The 20409-nt window shown below is 50.8% G+C and carries 20 protein-coding genes (1 of these 20 only partly in view); 11 read left to right on the forward strand and 9 right to left on the reverse strand.

Going from position 1 to position 20409, the window contains the following annotated elements:
• The first annotated feature begins 21 nt into the window (after window positions 1-21).
• Entirely contained in the window at window positions 22-978 is a 957-nt protein-coding gene (locus SAR116_RS09835) for an acetyl-CoA carboxylase carboxyltransferase subunit alpha (RefSeq protein ID WP_013046786.1), read from the forward strand.
• 31 nt (window positions 979-1009) lie between these two features.
• On the opposite strand, the gene SAR116_RS09840 is transcribed toward SAR116_RS09835, so the two are convergent.
• Genes SAR116_RS09840 through SAR116_RS09850 form a run of 3 tightly spaced genes read right to left on the reverse strand, consistent with a single transcriptional unit; the run spans window position 1010 to window position 2900 of the window.
• Complete coding sequence (locus SAR116_RS09840) at window positions 1010-1870, reverse strand: carbon-nitrogen hydrolase family protein (RefSeq protein ID WP_013046787.1); 861 nt, start codon at window positions 1868-1870, stop codon at window positions 1010-1012.
• A gap of 1 nt (window position 1871) precedes the next feature.
• Window positions 1872-2135: a glutaredoxin 3 gene (gene grxC / locus SAR116_RS09845; protein WP_013046788.1), complete on the reverse strand. Its 264-nt coding sequence runs from the start codon at window positions 2133-2135 to the stop codon at window positions 1872-1874.
• Between the two features lie 48 nt (window positions 2136-2183).
• Complete coding sequence (locus SAR116_RS09850) at window positions 2184-2900, reverse strand: ComF family protein (protein ID WP_013046789.1); 717 nt, start codon at window positions 2898-2900, stop codon at window positions 2184-2186.
• A gap of 150 nt (window positions 2901-3050) precedes the next feature.
• Here SAR116_RS09850 and SAR116_RS09855 point away from each other — a divergent pair, with 150 nt between their 5' ends.
• A complete protein-coding gene (locus SAR116_RS09855; RefSeq protein WP_238531146.1) occupies window positions 3051-3944 on the forward strand; it encodes a methyltransferase domain-containing protein in 894 nt (297 codons plus the stop codon).
• Here the strand turns inward: SAR116_RS09855 and SAR116_RS09860 are convergent, their stop codons facing one another.
• From SAR116_RS09860 to SAR116_RS09870, 3 genes are read right to left on the reverse strand one after another with little or no spacing between them, the layout of a single operon-like run.
• A complete protein-coding gene (locus tag SAR116_RS09860; RefSeq protein ID WP_049757525.1) occupies window positions 3945-4370 on the reverse strand; it encodes a (deoxy)nucleoside triphosphate pyrophosphohydrolase in 426 nt (141 codons plus the stop codon). It abuts the gene before it with no gap.
• Window positions 4351-5586 carry a bifunctional glutamate N-acetyltransferase/amino-acid acetyltransferase ArgJ gene (gene argJ, locus SAR116_RS09865; protein ID WP_041860903.1) on the reverse strand — a complete coding sequence of 412 codons (1236 nt, stop codon included), beginning with the start codon at window positions 5584-5586 and terminating at the stop codon, window positions 4351-4353. The genes SAR116_RS09860 and argJ overlap by 20 nt, the downstream gene beginning before the upstream one ends.
• A gap of 49 nt (window positions 5587-5635) precedes the next feature.
• Window positions 5636-6472, reverse strand: coding sequence for a peptidylprolyl isomerase (locus tag SAR116_RS09870; protein ID WP_013046793.1), 837 nt, complete (start codon window positions 6470-6472; stop codon window positions 5636-5638).
• Between the two features lie 294 nt (window positions 6473-6766).
• Between SAR116_RS09870 and secA the strand changes: the two genes are divergently transcribed.
• Window positions 6767-9397: a preprotein translocase subunit SecA gene (gene secA / locus SAR116_RS09875; protein WP_013046794.1), complete on the forward strand. Its 2631-nt coding sequence runs from the start codon at window positions 6767-6769 to the stop codon at window positions 9395-9397.
• A gap of 61 nt (window positions 9398-9458) precedes the next feature.
• Complete coding sequence (locus tag SAR116_RS09880) at window positions 9459-10040, forward strand: DUF1178 family protein (protein ID WP_013046795.1); 582 nt, start codon at window positions 9459-9461, stop codon at window positions 10038-10040.
• Window positions 10041-10089: 49 nt separating this feature from the next.
• Here SAR116_RS09880 and ubiG read toward each other — a convergent pair whose 3' ends face one another.
• A complete protein-coding gene (gene ubiG / locus SAR116_RS09885; protein ID WP_013046796.1) occupies window positions 10090-10833 on the reverse strand; it encodes a bifunctional 2-polyprenyl-6-hydroxyphenol methylase/3-demethylubiquinol 3-O-methyltransferase UbiG in 744 nt (247 codons plus the stop codon).
• A 74-nt stretch (window positions 10834-10907) separates the two neighbouring features.
• Here ubiG and SAR116_RS09890 point away from each other — a divergent pair, with 74 nt between their 5' ends.
• The 7 genes from SAR116_RS09890 (at window position 10908) to SAR116_RS09920 (ending at window position 18868) form a co-directional block, all read left to right on the forward strand.
• On the forward strand, window positions 10908-12131 hold the full coding sequence (locus SAR116_RS09890; RefSeq protein ID WP_013046797.1) for an aspartate kinase: 1224 nt from the start codon (window positions 10908-10910) through the stop codon (window positions 12129-12131).
• Window positions 12132-12315: 184 nt separating this feature from the next.
• A complete protein-coding gene (locus tag SAR116_RS09895) occupies window positions 12316-13491 on the forward strand; it encodes a helix-turn-helix domain-containing protein (RefSeq protein WP_013046798.1) in 1176 nt (391 codons plus the stop codon).
• A 243-nt stretch (window positions 13492-13734) separates the two neighbouring features.
• Window positions 13735-14838 (forward strand): flavodoxin-dependent (E)-4-hydroxy-3-methylbut-2-enyl-diphosphate synthase, encoded by a 1104-nt coding sequence (gene ispG / locus SAR116_RS09900; protein ID WP_049757526.1) that lies wholly within the window; start codon window positions 13735-13737, stop codon window positions 14836-14838.
• Window positions 14839-14841: 3 nt separating this feature from the next.
• The gene (gene hisS, locus SAR116_RS09905) at window positions 14842-16110 is read left to right on the forward strand and encodes a histidine--tRNA ligase (RefSeq protein ID WP_013046800.1); all 1269 of its coding nucleotides are present in this window, start codon (window positions 14842-14844) and stop codon (window positions 16108-16110) included.
• A gap of 23 nt (window positions 16111-16133) precedes the next feature.
• Complete coding sequence (gene prfA, locus SAR116_RS09910; protein ID WP_013046801.1) at window positions 16134-17210, forward strand: peptide chain release factor 1; 1077 nt, start codon at window positions 16134-16136, stop codon at window positions 17208-17210.
• A gap of 39 nt (window positions 17211-17249) precedes the next feature.
• Window positions 17250-18125, forward strand: coding sequence for a peptide chain release factor N(5)-glutamine methyltransferase (prmC, locus tag SAR116_RS09915; RefSeq protein ID WP_041860904.1), 876 nt, complete (start codon window positions 17250-17252; stop codon window positions 18123-18125).
• Window positions 18126-18322: 197 nt separating this feature from the next.
• Window positions 18323-18868, forward strand: coding sequence for a DUF4167 domain-containing protein (locus tag SAR116_RS09920; protein WP_013046803.1), 546 nt, complete (start codon window positions 18323-18325; stop codon window positions 18866-18868).
• A gap of 44 nt (window positions 18869-18912) precedes the next feature.
• Here SAR116_RS09920 and SAR116_RS09925 read toward each other — a convergent pair whose 3' ends face one another.
• Both SAR116_RS09925 and SAR116_RS09930 read right to left on the reverse strand, forming a co-directional pair.
• Window positions 18913-19674 carry an MOSC domain-containing protein gene (locus tag SAR116_RS09925; protein WP_013046804.1) on the reverse strand — a complete coding sequence of 254 codons (762 nt, stop codon included), beginning with the start codon at window positions 19672-19674 and terminating at the stop codon, window positions 18913-18915.
• Window positions 19674-20409 carry the 3' portion of a M23 family metallopeptidase gene (locus tag SAR116_RS09930; RefSeq protein ID WP_238531147.1) on the reverse strand. It continues 731 nt past the right edge of the window, so only the last 736 of its 1467 coding nucleotides appear in the window; its start codon lies beyond the right edge, outside the window — the gene reads right to left on this strand; it ends in the stop codon at window positions 19674-19676. The genes SAR116_RS09925 and SAR116_RS09930 overlap by 1 nt, the downstream gene beginning before the upstream one ends.

A 20409-nucleotide genomic window follows, 5' to 3' on the forward strand; every position in this document is an offset into this window, starting at 1 on the left:
CGTACTTTTTAGGATTCATATATGCGACATTTTCTTGATTTTGAAAAACCTATTGCCAGCCTTGAAGGCAAGGTTGAAGAACTCCGCCATATGACGACTGATGGCAACATTAATATCGCTGACGAAATCGGCAAGTTACAAACCCGTATCGAGCGTGAACTCAAGCAGACATACGAAAAGCTGGGTGCCTGGGAAAAGGTGCAGGTTGCACGGCATCCTGAACGCCCGAAAGTGCGTGGTATTGTCGATCAATTATTCGAAGATTTCACGCCGCTTGCTGGTGACCGTAACTATGCCGAAGATCATGCTGTGATTGCAGGTATGGCGCGTTTCCGTGGCCAGTCGGTCATGGTTATGGGTACCGAAAAAGGCAGCACAACCGAAGAACGTATCAAATGTAATTTCGGTATGGTGCGCCCTGAGGGATATCGCAAAGCAACCCGCCTGATGGAACTTGCTGGCCGCTTTGGTTTGCCGGTTCTAAGCTTTATTGATACGGCTGGTGCCTATCCCGGGCGTGGTGCCGAAGAACGGGGTCAGGCCGAAGCGATCGCAACATCGATCCGCTCCTGTATGCGTCTGCCAACCCCAATGGTAGCGGCGATCATCGGCGAGGGTGGTTCTGGTGGTGCCATTGCGCTGGCGGCGGGCAATCGCGTTGTCATGTTTGAACATGCGATCTATTGCCTGATTTCACCCGAAGGGTGTGCGTCGATCCTGTGGCGTAGTGGCGAACATGCAAAGGATGCGGCCGAAGCACTGCGAATTACATCGGATTATATGCAAAAGCTAGGTGTTGTTGATGATGTTGTAACCGAACCGCTTGGCGGTGCGCATCGTGATCAAGTTGCTGCGATTACGGCATTGGGTGACGCGTTCGAAAAACAGCTTAAATCAATGGCTGGGATGAGCAGCAAAGACTTAATCGCTGATCGAGCACAAAAATATATGCAGATGGGCGATAAAGGTCTCGCCTAAGCATTTTTTCGCTGGAATTAAGATAGCTGGACTAGCTAAGCGTGGTCGGCTTTAAGATAGGATGCGTTGTGATCGCGGGGATGGCCTTGCGCGCTGACTCAATCTGGCTTTGATCGATATCGGCGATAATGACATCTTCACCATCCTGTGCCTCGGCGACTATTTCGCCCCATGGTGCCACAATCAAACTGTGACCATAGGTGACGCGGCCATCGGCATGCGTGCCCATCTGCCCGGGTGCCACCACATAACAGCCTGTTTCAATCGCCCGCGCGCGTAACAGAATATGCCAGTGTGCCTTGCCGCTATTCTGGGTAAAGGCGGCGGGCACCATCAACACATCAGCGCCATCACGCGCCAATTGGCGATATAGATGCGGAAAGCGCAGATCATAACAGATCGTCATGCCGATGTTCAGATCATCGACTTGCGCCAAAACCGGCTGATCGCCAGCCTGAAAATAGGCAGATTCTTCATAAACCTGTCCGTCGGCAACATTGGCGTCAAACATATGTATCTTGTCATAGATCGCGGTAATGGCACCGCTTGGATCAATTAAATGCCCACGATTAACCAGATGACTTTGATTAACCAAATGACTTTGATTCATAGGGCTTTTGCCATCGGCTGTCCGCATCAGCATCGACCCGACAAGCAGCCATATTTTATGTGTGGCGGCCTGTGCCTGAAGGCGTTTGAGGCTGGCACTATCGTGGGTATGTTCGGCAAGCTGGAACAAAGCCTCACGATTTGTGGGCAGAAAGCTGGCCGCTTCTGGTAAGCATACCATGTCCGCCTGTTTGGCAACGGCCTGTGCAATCAGCGTTTCGATGACTGGAAAGGTCACATCGGCAGTAGCACCAGCACAATATTGCAAGGCGGCGATACGCATTTTACGACCCAAGCTTGAGCAATTTATCGAGGTGGCCTGCCCGATCGAGGGCAAAAATTTCGTCCGAATCACCTATATGTTCATCATCGACGAAAATCTGTGGTGAGGTGGTGCGGCCTCCGGATCGCTTTGTCATTTCGCCGCGCAAGTCACTGTTCAGCGATACATCGATCTGTTCAAATGGAACATTCTTGGCTTGCAGTAGCCGTAACGCGCGGGCGCAATAGCCACATCCCATCTGTGTATAAATTTCAATTTTGGCCATCTGCTTGTGCCCCTATAATCATAAACAAAACAATGCACGTACGTTGTTTCAGGTTACGCGCGCAATTACCAGACCACATATTGACCCAGCACCAGCCATTTGCAAGGTTTTTGCCGCTTCGAACAAGGTTGCGCCGGTGGTCATGACATCATCGATCAGCATGATTGGGCGATTGGCAAGCGCCGGTTTCTGATGTGCTGGCACGGCAAAGGCACCGCGCACATTATCAATGCGTTGCTGCCGGTTTTTACCTGCCTGACTGGGTGTGTTGCGCTGACGGATCAGCAAAGAGGGCGCAAAATTGTCCGGTGCCATATAGCGCGCCAACTCGGCTGACTGGTTGTAGCGGCGCCGGAAATAGCGGCGTCGTTCTAATGGGATTGGAATCACAAGCTGATTTGGCTCTGATAATTCATCGAAGAACCGCCGCACAAGCCGTGCTAGTAAAGGGGTAAGATGCAGGGCATCAGCATGTTTATAGCGGATGACGAGAGTGCTGGCGATATCATCATAGCGGCAGGCGGCACGGATGCTGGCAAGTGGTGGTGGTGCGACCCAGCATCTGGCGCATCGTGTATCGGGCAAAGCATAGGGAAGTGGACGGCCACAACAACTGCAAAAAGGTGTCGAAATTTGTTCCAGCCGTTGCCAGCAAGCGGCGCATAGACCAGCACCTTCGCAAAATGTCCGACAATGGGGACAGAGATGCGGCAATAATATGTTGGCTAGCTGGTTGAACCAGATATTCAAATACCCAGAATCCATCAAGCCCCCCGTAACTTGTTTTCCTGTAACTTATATTCCCGTCATTAGCCTATAGGATTAATATGAATATCTGGTTAATGCGGCCATCGGTAAAGGTAATAGGGTTGCAGTTCTGGCCGAAGCCATTACATCAAAGGCATGAACCAGCCGATGCCCATCCTGTTCGACAAAGCCAGCCTGCGCCATCATCGTGATCGCGCCGCCGCCAGCTATGCTGATTTTTCCTTTTTAAAAGAGGAAGCGGCGATCCGCGTGATTGACCGGCTTGAACTCGTGCGTCGTGATTTTGATCTATGTCTCGATTTTGGCTGTCATGATGGTGTGCTATCGCGGCATCTTGCCAAGCTGGGAAAAACCGGCACGGTTATTCATGCGGATTTATCGCCAAAATTTGCCAGCAATGCGCTGGCGCATGGAGCAGCGATTGCCTGTGATATAGACAGAGTGCCGTTTAGGCCAAGCAGCTTTGACGCGGTGTTTTCCTGTCTGACGATGCATTGGGTTGATGATCTGCCAGGCGTCATGGCGCAAATGCGCGCGGCGCTTAAACCGGATGGGCTGTTATTGATCAGCATGCTTGGTGGCAACAGCCTGACCGAGTTACGAAGCGCATTGGCCGCGGCAGAAAGTGAAATTGATGGCGGCTTGAGCCCGCGTTGTGCGCCGATGGCGGATATCCGCGATATCGGTGGCTTGCTGGGGCGGGCAGGTCTGGCATTGCCGGTTGCCGATAGTGATCGTCTGACGATCACCTATCCGAACATGTTCCGCTTGATGGCTGATCTGCGCGGGATGGGTGAACAGAATGCCTTGATGGATCGTCTGCGCAGGCCAACCAGCCGTGCTTTATTTATGCGCGCGGCCGAAATTTATCAGGCCGAATATGGTCATGATGATGGCACTATTCCGGCTAGTTTCGAAATCATTACGCTGACCGGCTGGGCACCGCATGAAAGCCAGCAAAAACCAATGCGCCCGGGCAGTGCCACGCATCGATTAGCTGATATGCTAAATAGTGAAGAACAGGATCCAGAGGCCGGGTGATTATAAAAGATCCTGTAACACCGGAATTAACGGGATATCGGCAGGCGGCATCGGATAATCACGAAGCTGGTTTGGCCGCACCCATTTCAGGGCACCCCCTTCGACAGGACGCGGACGCCCATGCCAGCGGCGACACGCAAACAGCATCATCAATAGATGGAAATCATCATAGGCATGGCTGGCAAAGCTGAGCGGGGCCAGACATGATTCGCTGGTGTTGATATCAAGTTCTTCCTGCAATTCACGGATCAGGGCGGCTTCGGGGCTTTCGCCCGATTCGATTTTACCGCCGGGAAATTCCCATAGCCCGCCCATGCTTTTATGTGCCGGACGTTGCGCCAGCAATATACGTCCATCAGTATCAATCAGCGCCACCGCACTGACCAACACAAGTGGTAGCTGGGGATTAGCTTCGGTAGTCGGCATTGATCGAAATATATCCATGCGTTAAATCACAGGTATATACCCGTGCGGTGCCCGAACCCGTGCCAACAGAGACAGCAATATCAATGTTCTGCCCCTGCATATGGGTAGCAACGGGCGTTTCGTCAAAATTTTCGACACGTTGACCTGCCAGCGCAACATCAAAGCCACCAATGCGGACGCCGATGACATTTTGATCAATGCCTATACCAGCTTTGCCAACCGCCATGACAATGCGCCCCCAATTGGCATCACATCCTGCGACAGCTGTTTTGACGAGTGGTGAATTGGCGACAGACATGCCTATTTTATAGGCATCTGAGTCGTTGTCAGCGCCTAGAATATCGATTGTTATTAATTTCTGGGTACCTTCGCCATCACGCACGATCTGCTTGGCTAGATCAAGCATCACTGTTTTTATCGCGTGATAAAGGTGATTGAAATCAGTGTGTGCTTCGCTGGTTATTTCATCATTGCCGGCAACGCCGGTGGCAATGGCAAAGACACTGTCATTGGTTGATGTGTCGCTATCGACGGTGATCGCGTTAAAGCTTTGCGCGTTAGCGCGGCGCAGAATATGAAGCAACATATCAGGGCTGATCGCGGCATCGGTTGCGATATAACCAAGCATCGTTGCCATATCGGGTGCGATCATGCCCGAACCTTTGGCAATGCCGCAAATAGTGACCTGTTTGCCATCAAGCTGGCAGGTGCTGGTCGCGCCTTTGGCAAAGGTGTCGGTGGTCATGATGGCTTTGGCGGCATCATGCCAGCTGGCTTTGTCATCGGCTAATAGATGCGGGATCTGGGCGGCCAGACAATCAGTATCTAGGGGCTCGCCAATAACACCGGTAGATGCCAGCAGAATGGCATCTTTATCGATATGACCAGCCTTAGCCAGCGCATCGGCTGTGGCCATGGTGGCAAGATGTCCCTTGCTACCAGTAAAGGCATTGGCATTACCGGCATTGGTCAGAATTGCGGCTGGGCGGCTCTGGCATAGGGCTTGTGCCAGCCGATCCTGACACCATTGCACCGGCGCGGCTGCTGTATCACTTTGGGTAAACAGACCGGCAAAATGGCTATCTGCTATGCTCCGCATCAACAGCATATCGTCGCGCCCCTGATATTTCATTCCACTGGCTGCGGTTGCCAGTGATAGGCCGCCAATTGGCGGCATGTCTGGAAAACTATCAGGTGCCAACGGAGAAATGGACATGCAGACTCGCCTTTGAAAAAGCGCGCCGAAAGGGCGCACCTGAATGTTGTTACTGCGCTTTGGTCTGTACTTCGGTACGGACATCTTCAAAGCTACGTAATTCGATAGTCTGATCGGCACGCAGGCTTTCTATTACGCGACCAAGATGCTGGCGTGACAGACTGTTGACAAGCTGGTCGCGCATGGCGTCGAAGGATGGCGCAGGCTTAACAGCCTTTTCGCTGACTTTAATCACATGCCAGCCAAATTGGGTCTGTACCGGCTTAGCCGAAAAACCGCCAGCAGGAAGCGCGAAAGCGGCGGTTTCAAACGCGGGCACCATCTGGCCACGGCCAAAGGTGCCAAGCTCGCCACCATTCGGGCCGCTTGGGCCAGTTGATTTTTCTTTTGCGATTTCGGCAAAATCAGCACCATCATTCAAACTTTTGATGATGGCAACAGCGTCATCTTCGGCGGCAACCAGAATATGTGACGCGGTGATCTGTTCACGCGATGCTTCATCAGCGACAAAGGTATCATAAGCCTGTTGCAAGGCTTCATCTGTCATCTTTTCACGCACTGTGACGGCTAGCCAAGCTTCGGCCAAGATGCGCTCACTAGCCAGCTTCATGGCATCTTGAACAAGCGGGTCATCGGCAAGCTTTGCCGCCTCGCCAGCCTTGGCAGCCAGCTTGGTATCGATGATATCGGCTACAATATCGCCAAAATAGTCCTGCATCGGCTTGTTGCGATATTCTGGGGGTAATCCTTCGGCTGCCTGCATGACCTGATCGAGCCAGATTGTTTCACCATTGACAGTGGCAACTGAAATACGGCTTTCAGCATGTGCCATAGTGGCAAAGATAAGCATCAAAATCGCACAAAATGAACGGAGAATAACTTGCATTGAACAGACCTTCTGAGTGTTTTTTTAAACTTGGGGCTAATAGCTTTTACAAACCATAGACATCCTAACCGAAAAAAGCGTTGTAAGCCGCACGGTCAGGCTAACACAAACAGTGTTACCCAAGGCAGGAAGATACTGCAAGCATAGCTTTGCAGCCACATGATTCTAATTGATCTATAAAGGGCGTTCTGATTGACAAAACGGCTGTCTATGCCTATGTCCATGAGTGTGCGAAAGAGCCTGGTTTAGGTCTCGTGCCTATTTTAGAACAGCCGCCTGGCTGGAGGATTTTAGATGTTAGGTTCATTGGCAAAAAGCCTGTTTGGTAACTCGAATGATCGTGCAGTGAAGCGCTTCATGCCGCAGATTGAAGCGGTTAATGCGCTTGAGACAAGTTTTGAAGATTTGGATGATGCGGGCCTAAAAGCCAAGGCACAAGATTTGCGCACCCAGGTCGAAGCTGGTACCGATAAAGAAAGTTTGCTTGCCGAGGCGTTTGCACTGGTGCGCGAAGCGGCAAAACGTGCCCTTGGCCAACGTCATTTTGATGTTCAGCTCATGGGTGGCATAGCGCTCCATAATGGCCAGATTGCCGAAATGAAAACAGGTGAAGGTAAAACGCTTGTTGCGACCTTGGCGAGTTTTTTGAATGCGCTTGATGGTAAGGGCGTGCATGTTGTTACGGTTAATGATTATCTGGCATCGCGTGACGCTGCTTGGATGGGCAAGGTTTATGAAAAGCTAGGTCTCAGCGTTGGTTGTATTGTTGCCGGTATGGATGACGATGCGCGCCGTGCTGCCTATCATGCTGATATTACTTATGGCACCAACAATGAGTTTGGCTTTGATTATTTGCGCGATAATCTGAAATTCCGGCTTGAGGACATGGTTCAGCGTGACCATCACTTTGCCATTGTTGACGAGGTTGACTCGATCCTGATTGATGAAGCACGAACCCCGCTGATTATTTCGGGGCCAGCCGAAACCAATATCGCGCTCTACACAATCGCAGATGCGATCATCCCGGATTTGATCGAAACCGATTTTGACCTTGATGAAAAAGGTAATTCTGTCTCGCTAACCGAAGATGGTATCGAACATGCCGAAGTGTTGTTGAAGGCGGCAGGCGCATTCGAAGAAGGCACATTATACGATATCAACAATGTTGGCTTGCTTCACCATGTCAATCAGGCGTTAAGAGCGCATAAGCTGTTTCAGCTTGATACGCATTACATGTTGAAAGGTGGCCTGGTGGTCATCATTGATGAATTCACCGGACGCGCGATGGATGGCCGCCGCTTTTCCGATGGCTTGCATCAGGCGATTGAAGCTAAAGAAAAAGTTGAAATTCAGGCTGAAAATCAAACTCTTGCATCGGTTACATTCCAGAATTATTTCCGCATGTATGAAAAGCTGGCTGGCATGACTGGCACAGCTTTGACCGAGGCAGGCGAATTTTCCGAAATCTATAATCTGGATGTGACCGCGATACCGACCAATCGCGATATACAGCGTATCGATCATGACGACGAAGTCTATCGCACCGGTGAAGAACGCGACGCCGCCGTGATTGATCTGATCATTGATTGCCAGACGCGCGGCCAACCCGTTCTGGTTGGTACCATCAGCATCGAAAAATCCGAGTCTCTATCGAAAGTTCTGACCAGCAAAAAAATCAAGCATCAGGTTCTGAATGCGCGCTTTCATGAAGAAGAAGCTAGGATTATCGCACAGGCAGGTGTGCCGGGCGCGGTAACGATTGCTACGAATATGGCAGGTCGTGGAACCGATATCCAGCTTGGTGGCAATCTGGAAATGCGGATCGCTGCCGAGGTCAAACCCGATAGCGCCAAAGCCGATAAAGACACGGCGGCGATCACCGCCGAGGTTGAAACGCTGAAAGCCGAGGCGCTTGCTGCTGGCGGTCTTTATGTGATCTGTACCGAGCGGCATGAATCACGGCGGATTGACAATCAGCTTCGTGGCCGTACGGGTCGTCAAGGTGATCCGGGCGCGTCAAAATTCTTTTTGTCTTTGCAGGATGATCTGATGCGTATTTTCGGATCTGAAAAGCTGGATGGGATGCTGCAAAAGCTGGGGCTTGAAGAAGGCGAAGCGATCATTCACCCCTGGATCAATAAAGCGGTTGAAAAAGCCCAGACCAAAGTCGAAGCGCGCAATTTTGAAATTCGTAAACAGCTGTTGAAATATGATGATGTGATGAATGATCAGCGCAGCGTTATTTTTGACCAGCGCAAGGAAATCATGCGGGCTGCCGATGTGCAGGACACTGTCAGCGATATGCGGCGTGAGGCGGTTGCGACGATTGTCGCCAATGCCATTCCGCAAGGAAGCTATCACGATCAATGGGATGCCGATCAGATGGCCGCCGACGCCCAGCGGGTGCTTGGCCTGACCGTGCCTGCGGCAGACTGGTTCAAAGAAGATGGCATTGCCGATCCCGAAATCGAAGAACGCCTAATCGAAGAAGCTGATAAATATATGGCTGAAAAAGCTGTTCGGCTTGGCCCAGACGTTATGCGGATGGCAGAAAAATCGCTACTGCTTCAGGTGCTGGATCAGCAATGGAAAGAGCATTTACTGCGTCTCGATCAGCTACGACAGGGTATCTCGCTACGTGCTTATGCGCAAAAGGATCCGCTGAATGAATATAAGCGTGAAGCTTTTGATATGTTTGAACAGTTGCTTTCAGGCCTACGTGAAACCACAACGATGGTGCTGGCGCATGTCGAATTACGCCAACCAGACGAAGATAGCGAAGCCCAGACCCAGGCGGCGCCAGCTGTAGCTACGGGCAATACGCCGTCTTCACAAACATCTATGCCATCAGGGAAAGTGGCACGAAATGCCCCTTGTCCGTGTGGTTCGGGTAAAAAATATAAACATTGCCATGGCAAGATTTAATCAGGCTAGAATAGAGTATGAATGTCATCGGATTGCCTTTGATCTATGCGAGGTCAAGTGAATGATAAAATATCAACTGATATGTGAAAATGCACACAGCTTTGAAGGCTGGTTCCAGAATGCCGGCGCCTATGATGATCAAAAAGCGTCGGGTGATATTGCATGTCCTGTTTGCGAAATCACATCTGTTAAAAAGGCACTCATGACGCCGAGCCTGGCTAGCCCGAAAATGCGCAAAACGCCAACCCCGCTTCCCCCGACGATTGACGATGCAATCAAGACAGATATTCCGGTGCCAAAAGCCGGAACAGGCAAGCCAGCTGTAGAGTCGGGAACGTCTTTGAGCATGTCGGCGGCTGTGAAAAGCCCGGTACAATCGTCTGCAAAACCACCTGAAAGAATATCAGAAAAGGCCGTTGAACAGATGGCCGAAATGATGTCCGAGCTGCGCCAGCTACAACGCAAAGTTCGCAGTGAGTGCCGTGATGTTGGCAATGACTTTGCCGAGGAAGCCCGTAAGATGCATTATGGCGAAGCTGAACCAGAAGGCATTTATGGCCATGCGACAGCCAAAGAACGTGCCGAGCTTGACGATGAAGGCATTGATATTGTTGAGTTACCTTTATTGCCGCTGGATAACTAAAACCAACACCGGCTAAAGGCATGTGAAGCCCTATAGTGACTAATATCTGCTATCCGCTATTAGATTTAGTGTGCATCCAGCTACCGCTGATTCCATAATTGATTGCCAGACTTGCAACCTGGCTGAATCCACCGGGGCGTGGGGCAAAGCCAGTCGCGTCATCCAGTAAAATGCCGACCGCGGCGAATTCGGATCGCAATTCGGCAGGTTTGACGAATTTTTTTGGATCATGTGTGCCTGCCGGTACGACGCGCACAATATATTCGAGCGCATATTTGGCCAAGGCAATCGCGGGCAAGGTACGGTTGATCGTTGTCAGCACTATTACCCCGTTTTCGGCAAGCATATCGGCGATGGCGGCAACAAACATCTGCCGGTCAGCGACATGTTCAATCACTTCTGAGGCATAGATCACATCGAAAGTGGCACCACTTGCGGCCAAGTCCTCGGCGCTTTGGCAGTGATAGGTGATATCCAGCCCACTGGCTTTGGCATGTGTGCGGGCGGCGTCAATAGCCGGGCTTGTTACATCAATGCCAGTGACAATGCCGCCAAGGCGCGCCATCGGTTCGGCCAGCAAGCCGCCACCACAGCCAATATCAAGAATACGTAAATTCTGCAGGGGTGCTTGCTCAGGTAACGTGCCTTTGACACGGCGAATGGCATCGGTGATATAATCCACACGGATCGGCGTAAAGCTATGCAAAGGGCGCATCGGCCCTTTCATATCCCACCATTTGTCAGACAAAGCGGCAAAGGTATCTATTTCTTTTTGATCAACTGTGGACTGCATGGACTTGCCCCGAAGCGAAGTAGTCGTTAAGACTGCGGTGAAATAATCAATTATTAGCTAGATAGCATACATCAATGGCACGTATTGTTCAAAAATTCGGCGGCACCTCGGTAGGGGATCTGGATCGCATCCGTAATGTCGCCAAAAAAGTAAAAACCGAAGTCGATGCTGGCCATGAGGTTGCCGTCGTTGTGTCTGCTATGTCTGGCACCACAAATCAGCTTGTGCAATGGGCATCCGAAATTGGCCCCATGCATGATGCGCGGGAATATGACACGATCGTCGCAACAGGCGAACAGGTCACCGTTGGTCTGTTATCGATTGCGTTACAGAATATTGGCGTTGATGCGCGCTCTTGGCTTGGCTGGCAAATTCCGATCAGAACCGATAATCTGCATGGATCAGCCCGTATAGACGATATTGACAGTTCGAAAATGCGCGAAAGGCTGGCGCAAGGTCAGGTCGCCGTTGTTGCCGGATTTCAGGGTATTGGACCTGATGGCCGGATCACAACGCTTGGTCGTGGTGGCTCGGATACATCGGCGGTGGCACTGGCGGCGGCGCTTGATGCAGATCGCTGTGATATCTATACGGATGTTGACGGGGTTTATACGACCGATCCGCGAATCGCGCCAAAAGCAAAAAAATTAGACAGCATTACCTTTGAAGAAATGCTTGAAATGGCCTCTTTGGGGGCAAAAGTACTCCAAACACGCTCGGTGGCTATGGCTATGCGCCATAACGTTAATTTGCAGGTTCGGTCCAGCTTTTCCGATCTGCCGGGCACATTTGTTGTTGATGAGGATACAGTCATGGAAAAAGAAACTATAAGTGGTATTGCCTATTCACCGGATGAAGCAAAAATCACCATTATCGGCCTGCCCGATGAGCCTGGCATTGCGGCTAGCGTTTTTGGTGAACTCGCGCAGAATCATGTGAATGTCGATATGATTGTGCAAAGCGCATCTAGTCAAAGTCAGCGTACCGATATTACCTTTTCACTGGGACAAGCCGATTTAAATAAAGCTGTTGAAATAATTGAAAAAAATAAAAGTGCTCTGAAATATGATGGGATTGATTCATCAGAAAATGTGACCAAAATTTCAGTCGTTGGTATGGCGATGCGGTCCCAGCCTGGTGTTGCTAAAACGATGTTCGAAACACTTGCCGAAAAAGGGATTAACCTTGCCGTCATCTCAACATCAGAGATCAAAATATCCGTTCTGATAGATTCGGAATATACCGAACTGGCTGTGCGTAGTTTGCATTCTGCATTTGGTCTCGATGACGACAGTTAACAGCTTTACTATTGACATCTTCAGGATAGATAGTTGGCGTGTGAAACCGTATTTTTGGGTCAGCATTAGAGTGTAACGGCAAGATTCTAATGCGCTTTTTATAATCTGAAACATCTTTTTGTTGGACATATGGACTTTTTATGTTCATTTTATCTAATGTAAACCTAAACGACAGGTTGTGCGTATGGTAGACAGTAATATTACAGAAATTAGCGAAACGTCTTTGGCCAACACGCTTTTGACTATTGGCGTTCAACTGCGCGCTGCCCGCAAGGAAGCTGGACGCAGTGTTGCTGATATCGCAAATCAACTTCGAATCAATGTAGGCTATTTGAACGCCATCGAAAAGGGCGACCTTGAAGCGTTGCCCTCATCGACTTACGTAGCCGGTTTTCTGCGCAGTTATGGTAATCTTGTTGGGTTTGACGGTAATGATCTGGCGCGTACCTATCTAGGGCGTGTTGATGATGCTGACCGTCAGCCAACCTATTCATTTCCGCAGAATAATGTAAAGCCACAGCGCTCGGGTGCATTAATCGCATCAATCACAGTCGTTCTTGCGGTTGCTGGTTATGTTGGCTGGTACTGGACTGAAACCAAATCGGACAAGTCTAACGATGGCTCAGCCATTGTGGCAACAGCACCGGTGATGCCTGATTCTGGCCCAGGAGTGGCGGGTATTGGCACGCCCGCTGTTATTGAGCCGGATGGCACCGCACAAACGGTCTTTGCCGAAGGGCAGGATGCAAAACTGTTGAACGTTGATGGTGATGCGCCAAAGCCTGCAATAGATGCGCCGACAGTAATCGAGCCTGTTGCAGATGTGATGACGCCTGAAATGCCGAAAATCAAAAATAACACCGTTGCCGCTAATATGGACGTGGTGGCTGATCCGGTTGTTGTGGTGTCAGACTCTGATGAAACGGCTATCGATGGCGAAACCCCGATCGTTGATATAGACACGCCAGATACGCAGATGGCATCAAATAGTGTGCCTGCCCTATCACCTGCACCATCAGACGATGGGCGTGCGATCTTGCTTGAAGATGATCCGAACAACGTAACCCAGAGTTCGGCAGTCGCTAATCAGCGTGATCCGATGCAGGAAATTACAATCCGCGCAACAGGGTCTAGCTGGGTCGAAATCATCCGTAATAATGGCGAAGAAGTCATGACACAGCTTATGCGTGAAGGTGATATCTATGTCGTTGATGGTGCGGAAAATCTGTATCTTTCAACAGGTAATGCTGGTGGTATCGAATTCATCATCACAGGCGACGATGCAATTTCGGCTGGTTCTATTGGTGAAATTGTTCGTGATCTTCCCCTTACTGTCGATAAGCTACGCGCCCGCCTCTAGGCTGGTGCCTGTAATCTACATATGTGATCTAAGAGGGTTGCGCCGTTTCAGAGGTGCCATACCATCTGTATGTGCGGACTTGCCACTGGTATTGAGCGGGCTAAACGGCTATAGACATAACGGAGTTTGATTACTGAACCGTATGCCTATGCGTGTATAGGTGTTTACTTTTGCTGGAGCCATATTTTGTCTAGTGCCTATCGTCCATATCGTTCGATTGATCGCCGCTTATGCCGTCAGATTATGGTTGGCAATGTGCCGGTTGGTGGTGATGCGCCAATCTCGGTACAAACCATGACAAATAGTCTGACTACGGACATTGCCGCGACTCGGGCGCAGATTGATGCCGCCGCCGAAGCAGGCGCCGATATTGTGCGTGTGTCCTGTCCTGACGAGGCCAGCACCGTTGCCTTGAAAGAAATTTGTGCGGGTAGCCCGGTACCGATTGTCGCAGATATTCATTTCCATTATCGCCGTGCTATCGAAGCCGCCGCCGCGGGTGCTGCCTGTCTGCGGATCAATCCCGGCAATATCGGCAAGCAAGATCGTGTGCGCGAGGTTATCAAGGCGGCGCGTGATCATGGTTGTTCAATGCGGATTGGCGTGAATGCGGGTTCGCTGGAAAAGCATTTACTGGACAAATATGCCGAACCTTGTCCTGAAGCGCTGGTTGAATCGGCACTCGATCATGCACGTATTTTACAGGATAATGATTTTCACGAATTTAAAATCTCGGTCAAAGCATCAGATGTATTTCTGGCTGTTGCTGCCTATCAGCAACTTGCCGATGCGATTGACTGTCCACTCCACATCGGCATTACCGAAGCTGGTGGATTGCGGGCGGGCACGATAAAATCGGCTATTGGGTTAGGTAATCTGTTATGGGCTGGCATTGGTGATACAATCCGTGTGTCATTGTCAGCCGATCCAACCGAAGAGGTCAAAGCGGCATATGAAATGCTGAAATCGCTTGGCCTTAGGCGGCGTGGGGTCACGGTGATTTCATGCCCATCCTGCGCGCGTCAGCAATTCGACGTTATCAAGACTGTCGAAGTGATCGAAGATAGGCTTGCGCATATTGATCTACCCATCTCGGTATCGATAATTGGTTGTGTTGTGAATGGCCCTGGCGAGGCGCGTGAAACGGATATCGGCCTGACTGGTGGCGGCAAAGACACGCATCAGATTTATGTCTCGGGCATGGCTGACCATCGTTTGTCGAATGGTGATATTGTCGAACATGTAGTCGAAATGGTCGAGGCGAAAGCCGAAGCTATCCGCGTCGCGCAGAAAGCCGAGGCGGCTGAAACAGCCGATAAAGAATTGCCTAAAAAGATGAAAGCCTGAGCCATGTCGAAACTGCAACCTGTTCGAGGCACGTCTGATCTTTTGCCCGCCGATATGGCTGGACATCGATTTGTTGTCGATCATGCGCGGGCGGCCAGTGCGCAATATGGCTTTCAGGAAATGGCGACGCCGATTTTCGAATTTACCGATGTGTTTTCAAAGCCCCTTGGCACCAGTAGTGACGTGGTGACAAAGGAAACCTATTCATTTGAAGATCGCGGCGGTGAGCAGATTACCTTGCGTCCGGAAAATACGGCTGGTGTTGTCCGTGCCATGATTTCGGGAGGGCTGACACAAAGCCTGCCTTTGAAATTTTTCTATGCAGGACCCATGTTCCGTTATGAGCGCCCGCAAAAAGGACGGATGCGTCAGTTTCACCAGATTGGCATCGAATATCTGGGCCCAACCGATGCGCTGGCCGATGCTGAAATCATTGCCTGTGGGGCGCGGGTGCTGGCCGATATTGGTGTATTGGATAAATGTGTTTTGCATCTCAATTCACTTGGTGATACTGAAAGCCGCCTTACCTATCGTGCAGCGCTTGTTGACTATCTTGGCGGGCATAAAGACGCTTTGTCCGATGACAGCAAGCAAAGGCTTGCGGTGAATCCGCTTCGTATTCTGGATTCAAAAGATAAGGGTGATCGCGAAATCATCGTCGCTGCGCCGCGATTGCAGGATCATCTGAATGATCTTTCCAAAGCGCATTTTGAAACACTGACCACTGCGCTTGATGCGGCTAAAATCGCCTGGCAGTTCGATCCGCTTCTTGTGCGTGGACTGGATTATTATTGCCATACAGCCTTTGAATTTATAACCGATGCGCTGGGGGCACAAGGCACTGTTCTTGGTGGTGGTCGTTATGATGGCCTGTCTGAAATGCTTGGCGGCCCTGCCATTGCGGGTGTTGGGTGGGCTGGTGGTATTGAACGCCTCGCGATGCTGGCGGCGGGTGGCACGGTTGTGGTTCCACAATTAGCTGTTGTGTCGGCGGATAGCGAAAGCGATCACCATGCTTTTCAACTTGCTGAAAGCCTTCGAGACGCTGGCTTTAGCGTTGATTTGCCTACAGCAGGCAATATGGGCAAGAAAATGAAAAAGCTAGATAAAGCCGGTATCAAAATCGCCATTATTTTGGGCGGTGATGAAGTCGAACGTGGTGTTGTGCAACTTCGCAACCTTGCCGATGGATCGCAGGATGAAGTGACTCGTGATGCGCTTGTTAAGGCACTGTCTTTAATTATCGCTCCTACAGATAATTTCAATGAATAGTGCAATAGGTAAGGGATAAGGGTATGAGCCTCGACTCGACCATGGATAAGGTGTTGGCGCGCCGCACCGAAGTGGAAAATATTCTGAATGATGCGGCGTCACTCTCGGTTGACGAGATGGCAAATTTTGCCCGCGAGCTATCCGAATTACGCCCTGTTTGTGAACAGATTGAACTTGTTCAGCGTTTGACAAGCGAACTGTCTGATGCCGAAGTGATGGTTGGTGAAGCTGGTGATGATCCGGATATGCTGGAAATGGCGCGCCTTGAAATGCAGGAGCTGCAGGCGCAAATTCCAGACGAACAGCAAAAACTGCAATTATTGCTTTTGCCCAAAGACCGTGATGATGCGCGTAACGCTATTCTTGAAGTGCGGGCAGGCACTGGCGGTGATGAAGCGGCGTTGTTCGCATCGGATCTATTTGGTATGTATCAACGGTTTTCGGCCAAATATGGCTGGAAATTCGAAGTGATGGAAGTGTCTGAAACAGGTATTGGTGGCTATAAAGAAGCTACGGCAACGATCACCGGATCGGATGTCTTTGCGCGGCTGAAATTTGAATCTGGTGTGCATCGGGTGCAACGCGTGCCCGAAACTGAAACGGGTGGGCGTATTCATACATCGGCAGCCACTGTGGCGGTGTTGCCCGAAGCCGAAGATGTTGATGTCGAAGTTGTCGAAAGTGACTTGCGGATTGATGTGTTCCGCGCATCGGGGCCTGGCGGCCAGTCGGTGAATACGACTGACTCGGCAGTGCGTATTACGCATATGCCGACTGGCATTGTGGTTAGCCAGCAGGATGAAAAATCGCAACATAAGAACCGTGCCAAGGCGATGAAAATTTTACGTGCGCGTCTTTATGATGCCGAGCGCGCGCGTGTGCAGGCAGAACGTGCCGCTGATCGTAAAGGTCAGGTGGGTTCGGGTGACCGTTCAGAACGCATTCGCACCTATAATTTTCCGCAAGGGCGGGTAACTGACCATCGCATTAACCTGACCCTGTACAAGCTGGATCGGGTGATCGCGGGTGAGGCGCTAGATGAAGTCATCGACGCATTAATCTCCGAGGATCAGGCACGCCGCCTTGCCGAAGGCACATAAGGCAACCGATGTTTAACCAGCTTTCAGGCTTATAAAGTGATGACCATGCAGGATGCGCGCGAAATTTTGCTGGACGTTGCCGCCATATTGTCAGCGGCATCAATCGACAGTCCGCAACAGGATGCACGGCTTTTGCTAGGCGCGGCCTTAGGCCGTGATGATGCCGTTTTGCCGCATGAAAGCATTTCATTTGGCGATATGGAAAAGGCGCTTCTAGAAACGCTTGTTGCCCGCCGTATTGCCCGCGAACCAGTCAGCCGCATCCGTGGATGGCGTGAATTCTGGTCATTGCGCTTTGCCTTATCATCGGCAACACTCGATCCGCGCCCCGATAGCGAAATCATTGTGGCAACGGCTATCGCGGCGGCTAAAGCACGAAGCATTGTGAATCCTGCAAAACAACTGAAACTTCTTGATCTTGGCACCGGAAGTGGCTGTCTTTTGCTTGCCTGCCTCAGTGAATTGCCGGATGCCGTTGGGCTTGGTCTTGATATTAGCGAAGACGCGCTGGCAACAGCCCGTAATAATGCAACAGCACTTGGCCTTGCCGAACAAAGCCGCTTTTATCAGCATAGTTTTATGGATGAAATGTCACAATTCGGATCATTCGACATTATATTGTGCAATCCGCCTTATATCCCAGCCGCCGAAATCACGGCTCTGGAACCTGAAGTGGCGCGTTACGAACCGATGCGCGCGCTTGATGGCGGTGCGGATGGGCTGGATTGCTGGCGTGGCCTTATGACCGTGGTGCCTTCTTGTCTGGCGGCGGGTGGTTGTCTGGTGGTTGAGATTGGTGCGGGCCAGGAAGATGATGTGATCCAACTGGCTGAGATGGCGAATATGACCTGCGTTGAAATGCATAAGGATCTTGCTGGCATCACCCGATGCCTGATGTTTAGATTAAAAAATTAGCAAAATGTACTATTTTGCTTGAAATTGATTGCTACCCATGACTATTGTTTAGAAATCGCAACGGTAAAGGCATTGCCTATCGTTTGCACATACCCAGATAAACGCCAGTCTGCTTAACTTCGGTTTAAGGCCGATCATACCAAAGACTGCTTTTAACTGACCCACTTCTTACAGAATAATAAGTTGGTATTTAATTAATGAGACAACCCCAGAATGCAAAGCGCGGTCGTGGCCGTGGTCGTCGTGGTAACGGCGGCGGTGGCGGCAGTCATGTGCCCAATCGTAATACGTCGTATGAATCGAATGGTCCTGACGTAAAGCTGCGTGGCAATGCCCAACAGCTTCATGAAAAGTATATTGCTTTGGCTCATGATGCGTCGTCATCCGGCGAGCGTATTGCGGCTGAGGCCTATTCGCAGTTTGCCGATCATTATTTCCGCCTGCATCAAGCAGCGGTAGGTGCGGCAGAAACCAAGCGCCAGCAGGAACAAGCTGCACAAGTGGCTAATGGCGAGGCGGCAGAAACCAAACCCGAAGCTGTTAATGGTGATGCGGATAAGGCAAGTCCAGCTGATAGTTCAGCACCCGAATCTGATGAAGCTGAAGGCGCAAAGAAAAGCAGCACTAGTCAGCGCAAGCCCCGCGTCAAGCCGGCTGAAACCGACGATACATCTGCCTTGTCGCCAGCCCAGCTTGCCGAAGCGGTTCAGGATGAACAGGATAACAAAAAGGTTGCCAGCTAGGCTGACAACCGTCTTAGCCTGATATCTGGTTTGTTGTGGCATAATTATAGAACGGTGATGGTGTCACCTGTTCTAGCTGTGCCTGGAGATTGGATTTCTGCAAAAACCCCCAGATCGGTATGGCCGAATGCATCGCGCATCACAGATAATGTATCCTGGCCGCGCGTGGCGGTTGCCGGGTCAACATCAATAGCCGCGCATCGACCCACGGGTGCAACGATACGAAGATGCGCCTCACCGATCATAATCTCTTTGCCAATCAATGCGGCCTCGCTAAAGGCTGTGTCGGTCTTGATCATCATATTCAGGCGAAAGCGGCGCGCATCTGGCGTGGTGCCTGTTGCGGCGGCATAGGCGTCGATTGATGCCGAGCCGCCTAGCGTGATCCATGGCGCTTTATTGTCGGTAAAGGCTTGGTTATCCAGTCGCACGACTTTCGGGATGCCACGCAGGCGTCCAGGCATATGTTCATTCATATAAGATGAAAAAAAGCGCTCAACCGCGGTAACATCTGTTGCATCAGTCAGATCAGCCCGTAGTAGTTGCATGCCATCTTTGCTGATGTGCAAGTGATCGTCTTGCACGACACAGGATAAGGCGGCTAGCGCTTCATGCGACATTAATTGCAGGAAATGCGCTTTTTTGAACCATGTGCCAGCCGGACTGTTGGCGACCTTGTCACCACCGATTGAGATCGCATAGCGTCGATCACCAGCTATTGGCTGTCCGGGTATAAGAGTGGTCTCATCAATCTGTTCACCGCTCATGCCTTTAACCGGATAGCGCCATATTGAATCAACAAGCATCAAGGGGCATCACCAAGCGACGAAATCAGGTCATTTTGGGCAAATTGGATGCTGCCACGTGATAGAACTTCGGCATCGACAAGGTCAACTTGCCTTGAAAAAGCAGGTAGAAACGCCTCATCAAGGCGGGTACCGGTTGGTAGCCGTACCGTGACCGGATTGACCTGGCGGTTATTGACCAGAATTTCATAATGCAAATGTGGCCCGGTCGAACGCCCGGTCGTTCCTACATAACCGATAATCTGCCCTTGCTGGACGCGCGCACCGGCTCTAACACCGCGCGCGATAGATTTCATGTGCGCATAGGCAGTATCGTAAGTGCTGTTATGTCTGATGCGGACATAACGCCCATATGAGCCCCGCCATCCGGCTTTGCTAACAACCCCCGAACCGGCTGCGATGATGGGGGTGCCTGTCGGCGCTGCAAAATCCACCCCCTTATGCATGGCTGTATAACCGCTGACTGGATGTTTGCGGCGGCCAAAAGATGATGATAGGCGCGCACCAGAAATAGGTGTCCGTATCAGTGTGCGTGCCGCCGAGGCGCCATTTCTGTCGAACCAGCCAATGCCCGCATCACTATTTTCATAGCGATAGAAAGCAAGCTGGTTTCCGGATAATTTCAAACCAGCGTAATGCAATCTTGTGTTAACCGCGTTACCGGTAATCTGGTCATAGGATGTTTCATATAATAATTCGAAAACATCGCCATTACGGATTTCGCGCTGAAAATCG

The organism is Candidatus Puniceispirillum marinum IMCC1322, from assembly GCF_000024465.1.
Lineage (GTDB): Bacteria > Pseudomonadota > Alphaproteobacteria > Puniceispirillales > Puniceispirillaceae > Puniceispirillum > Puniceispirillum marinum.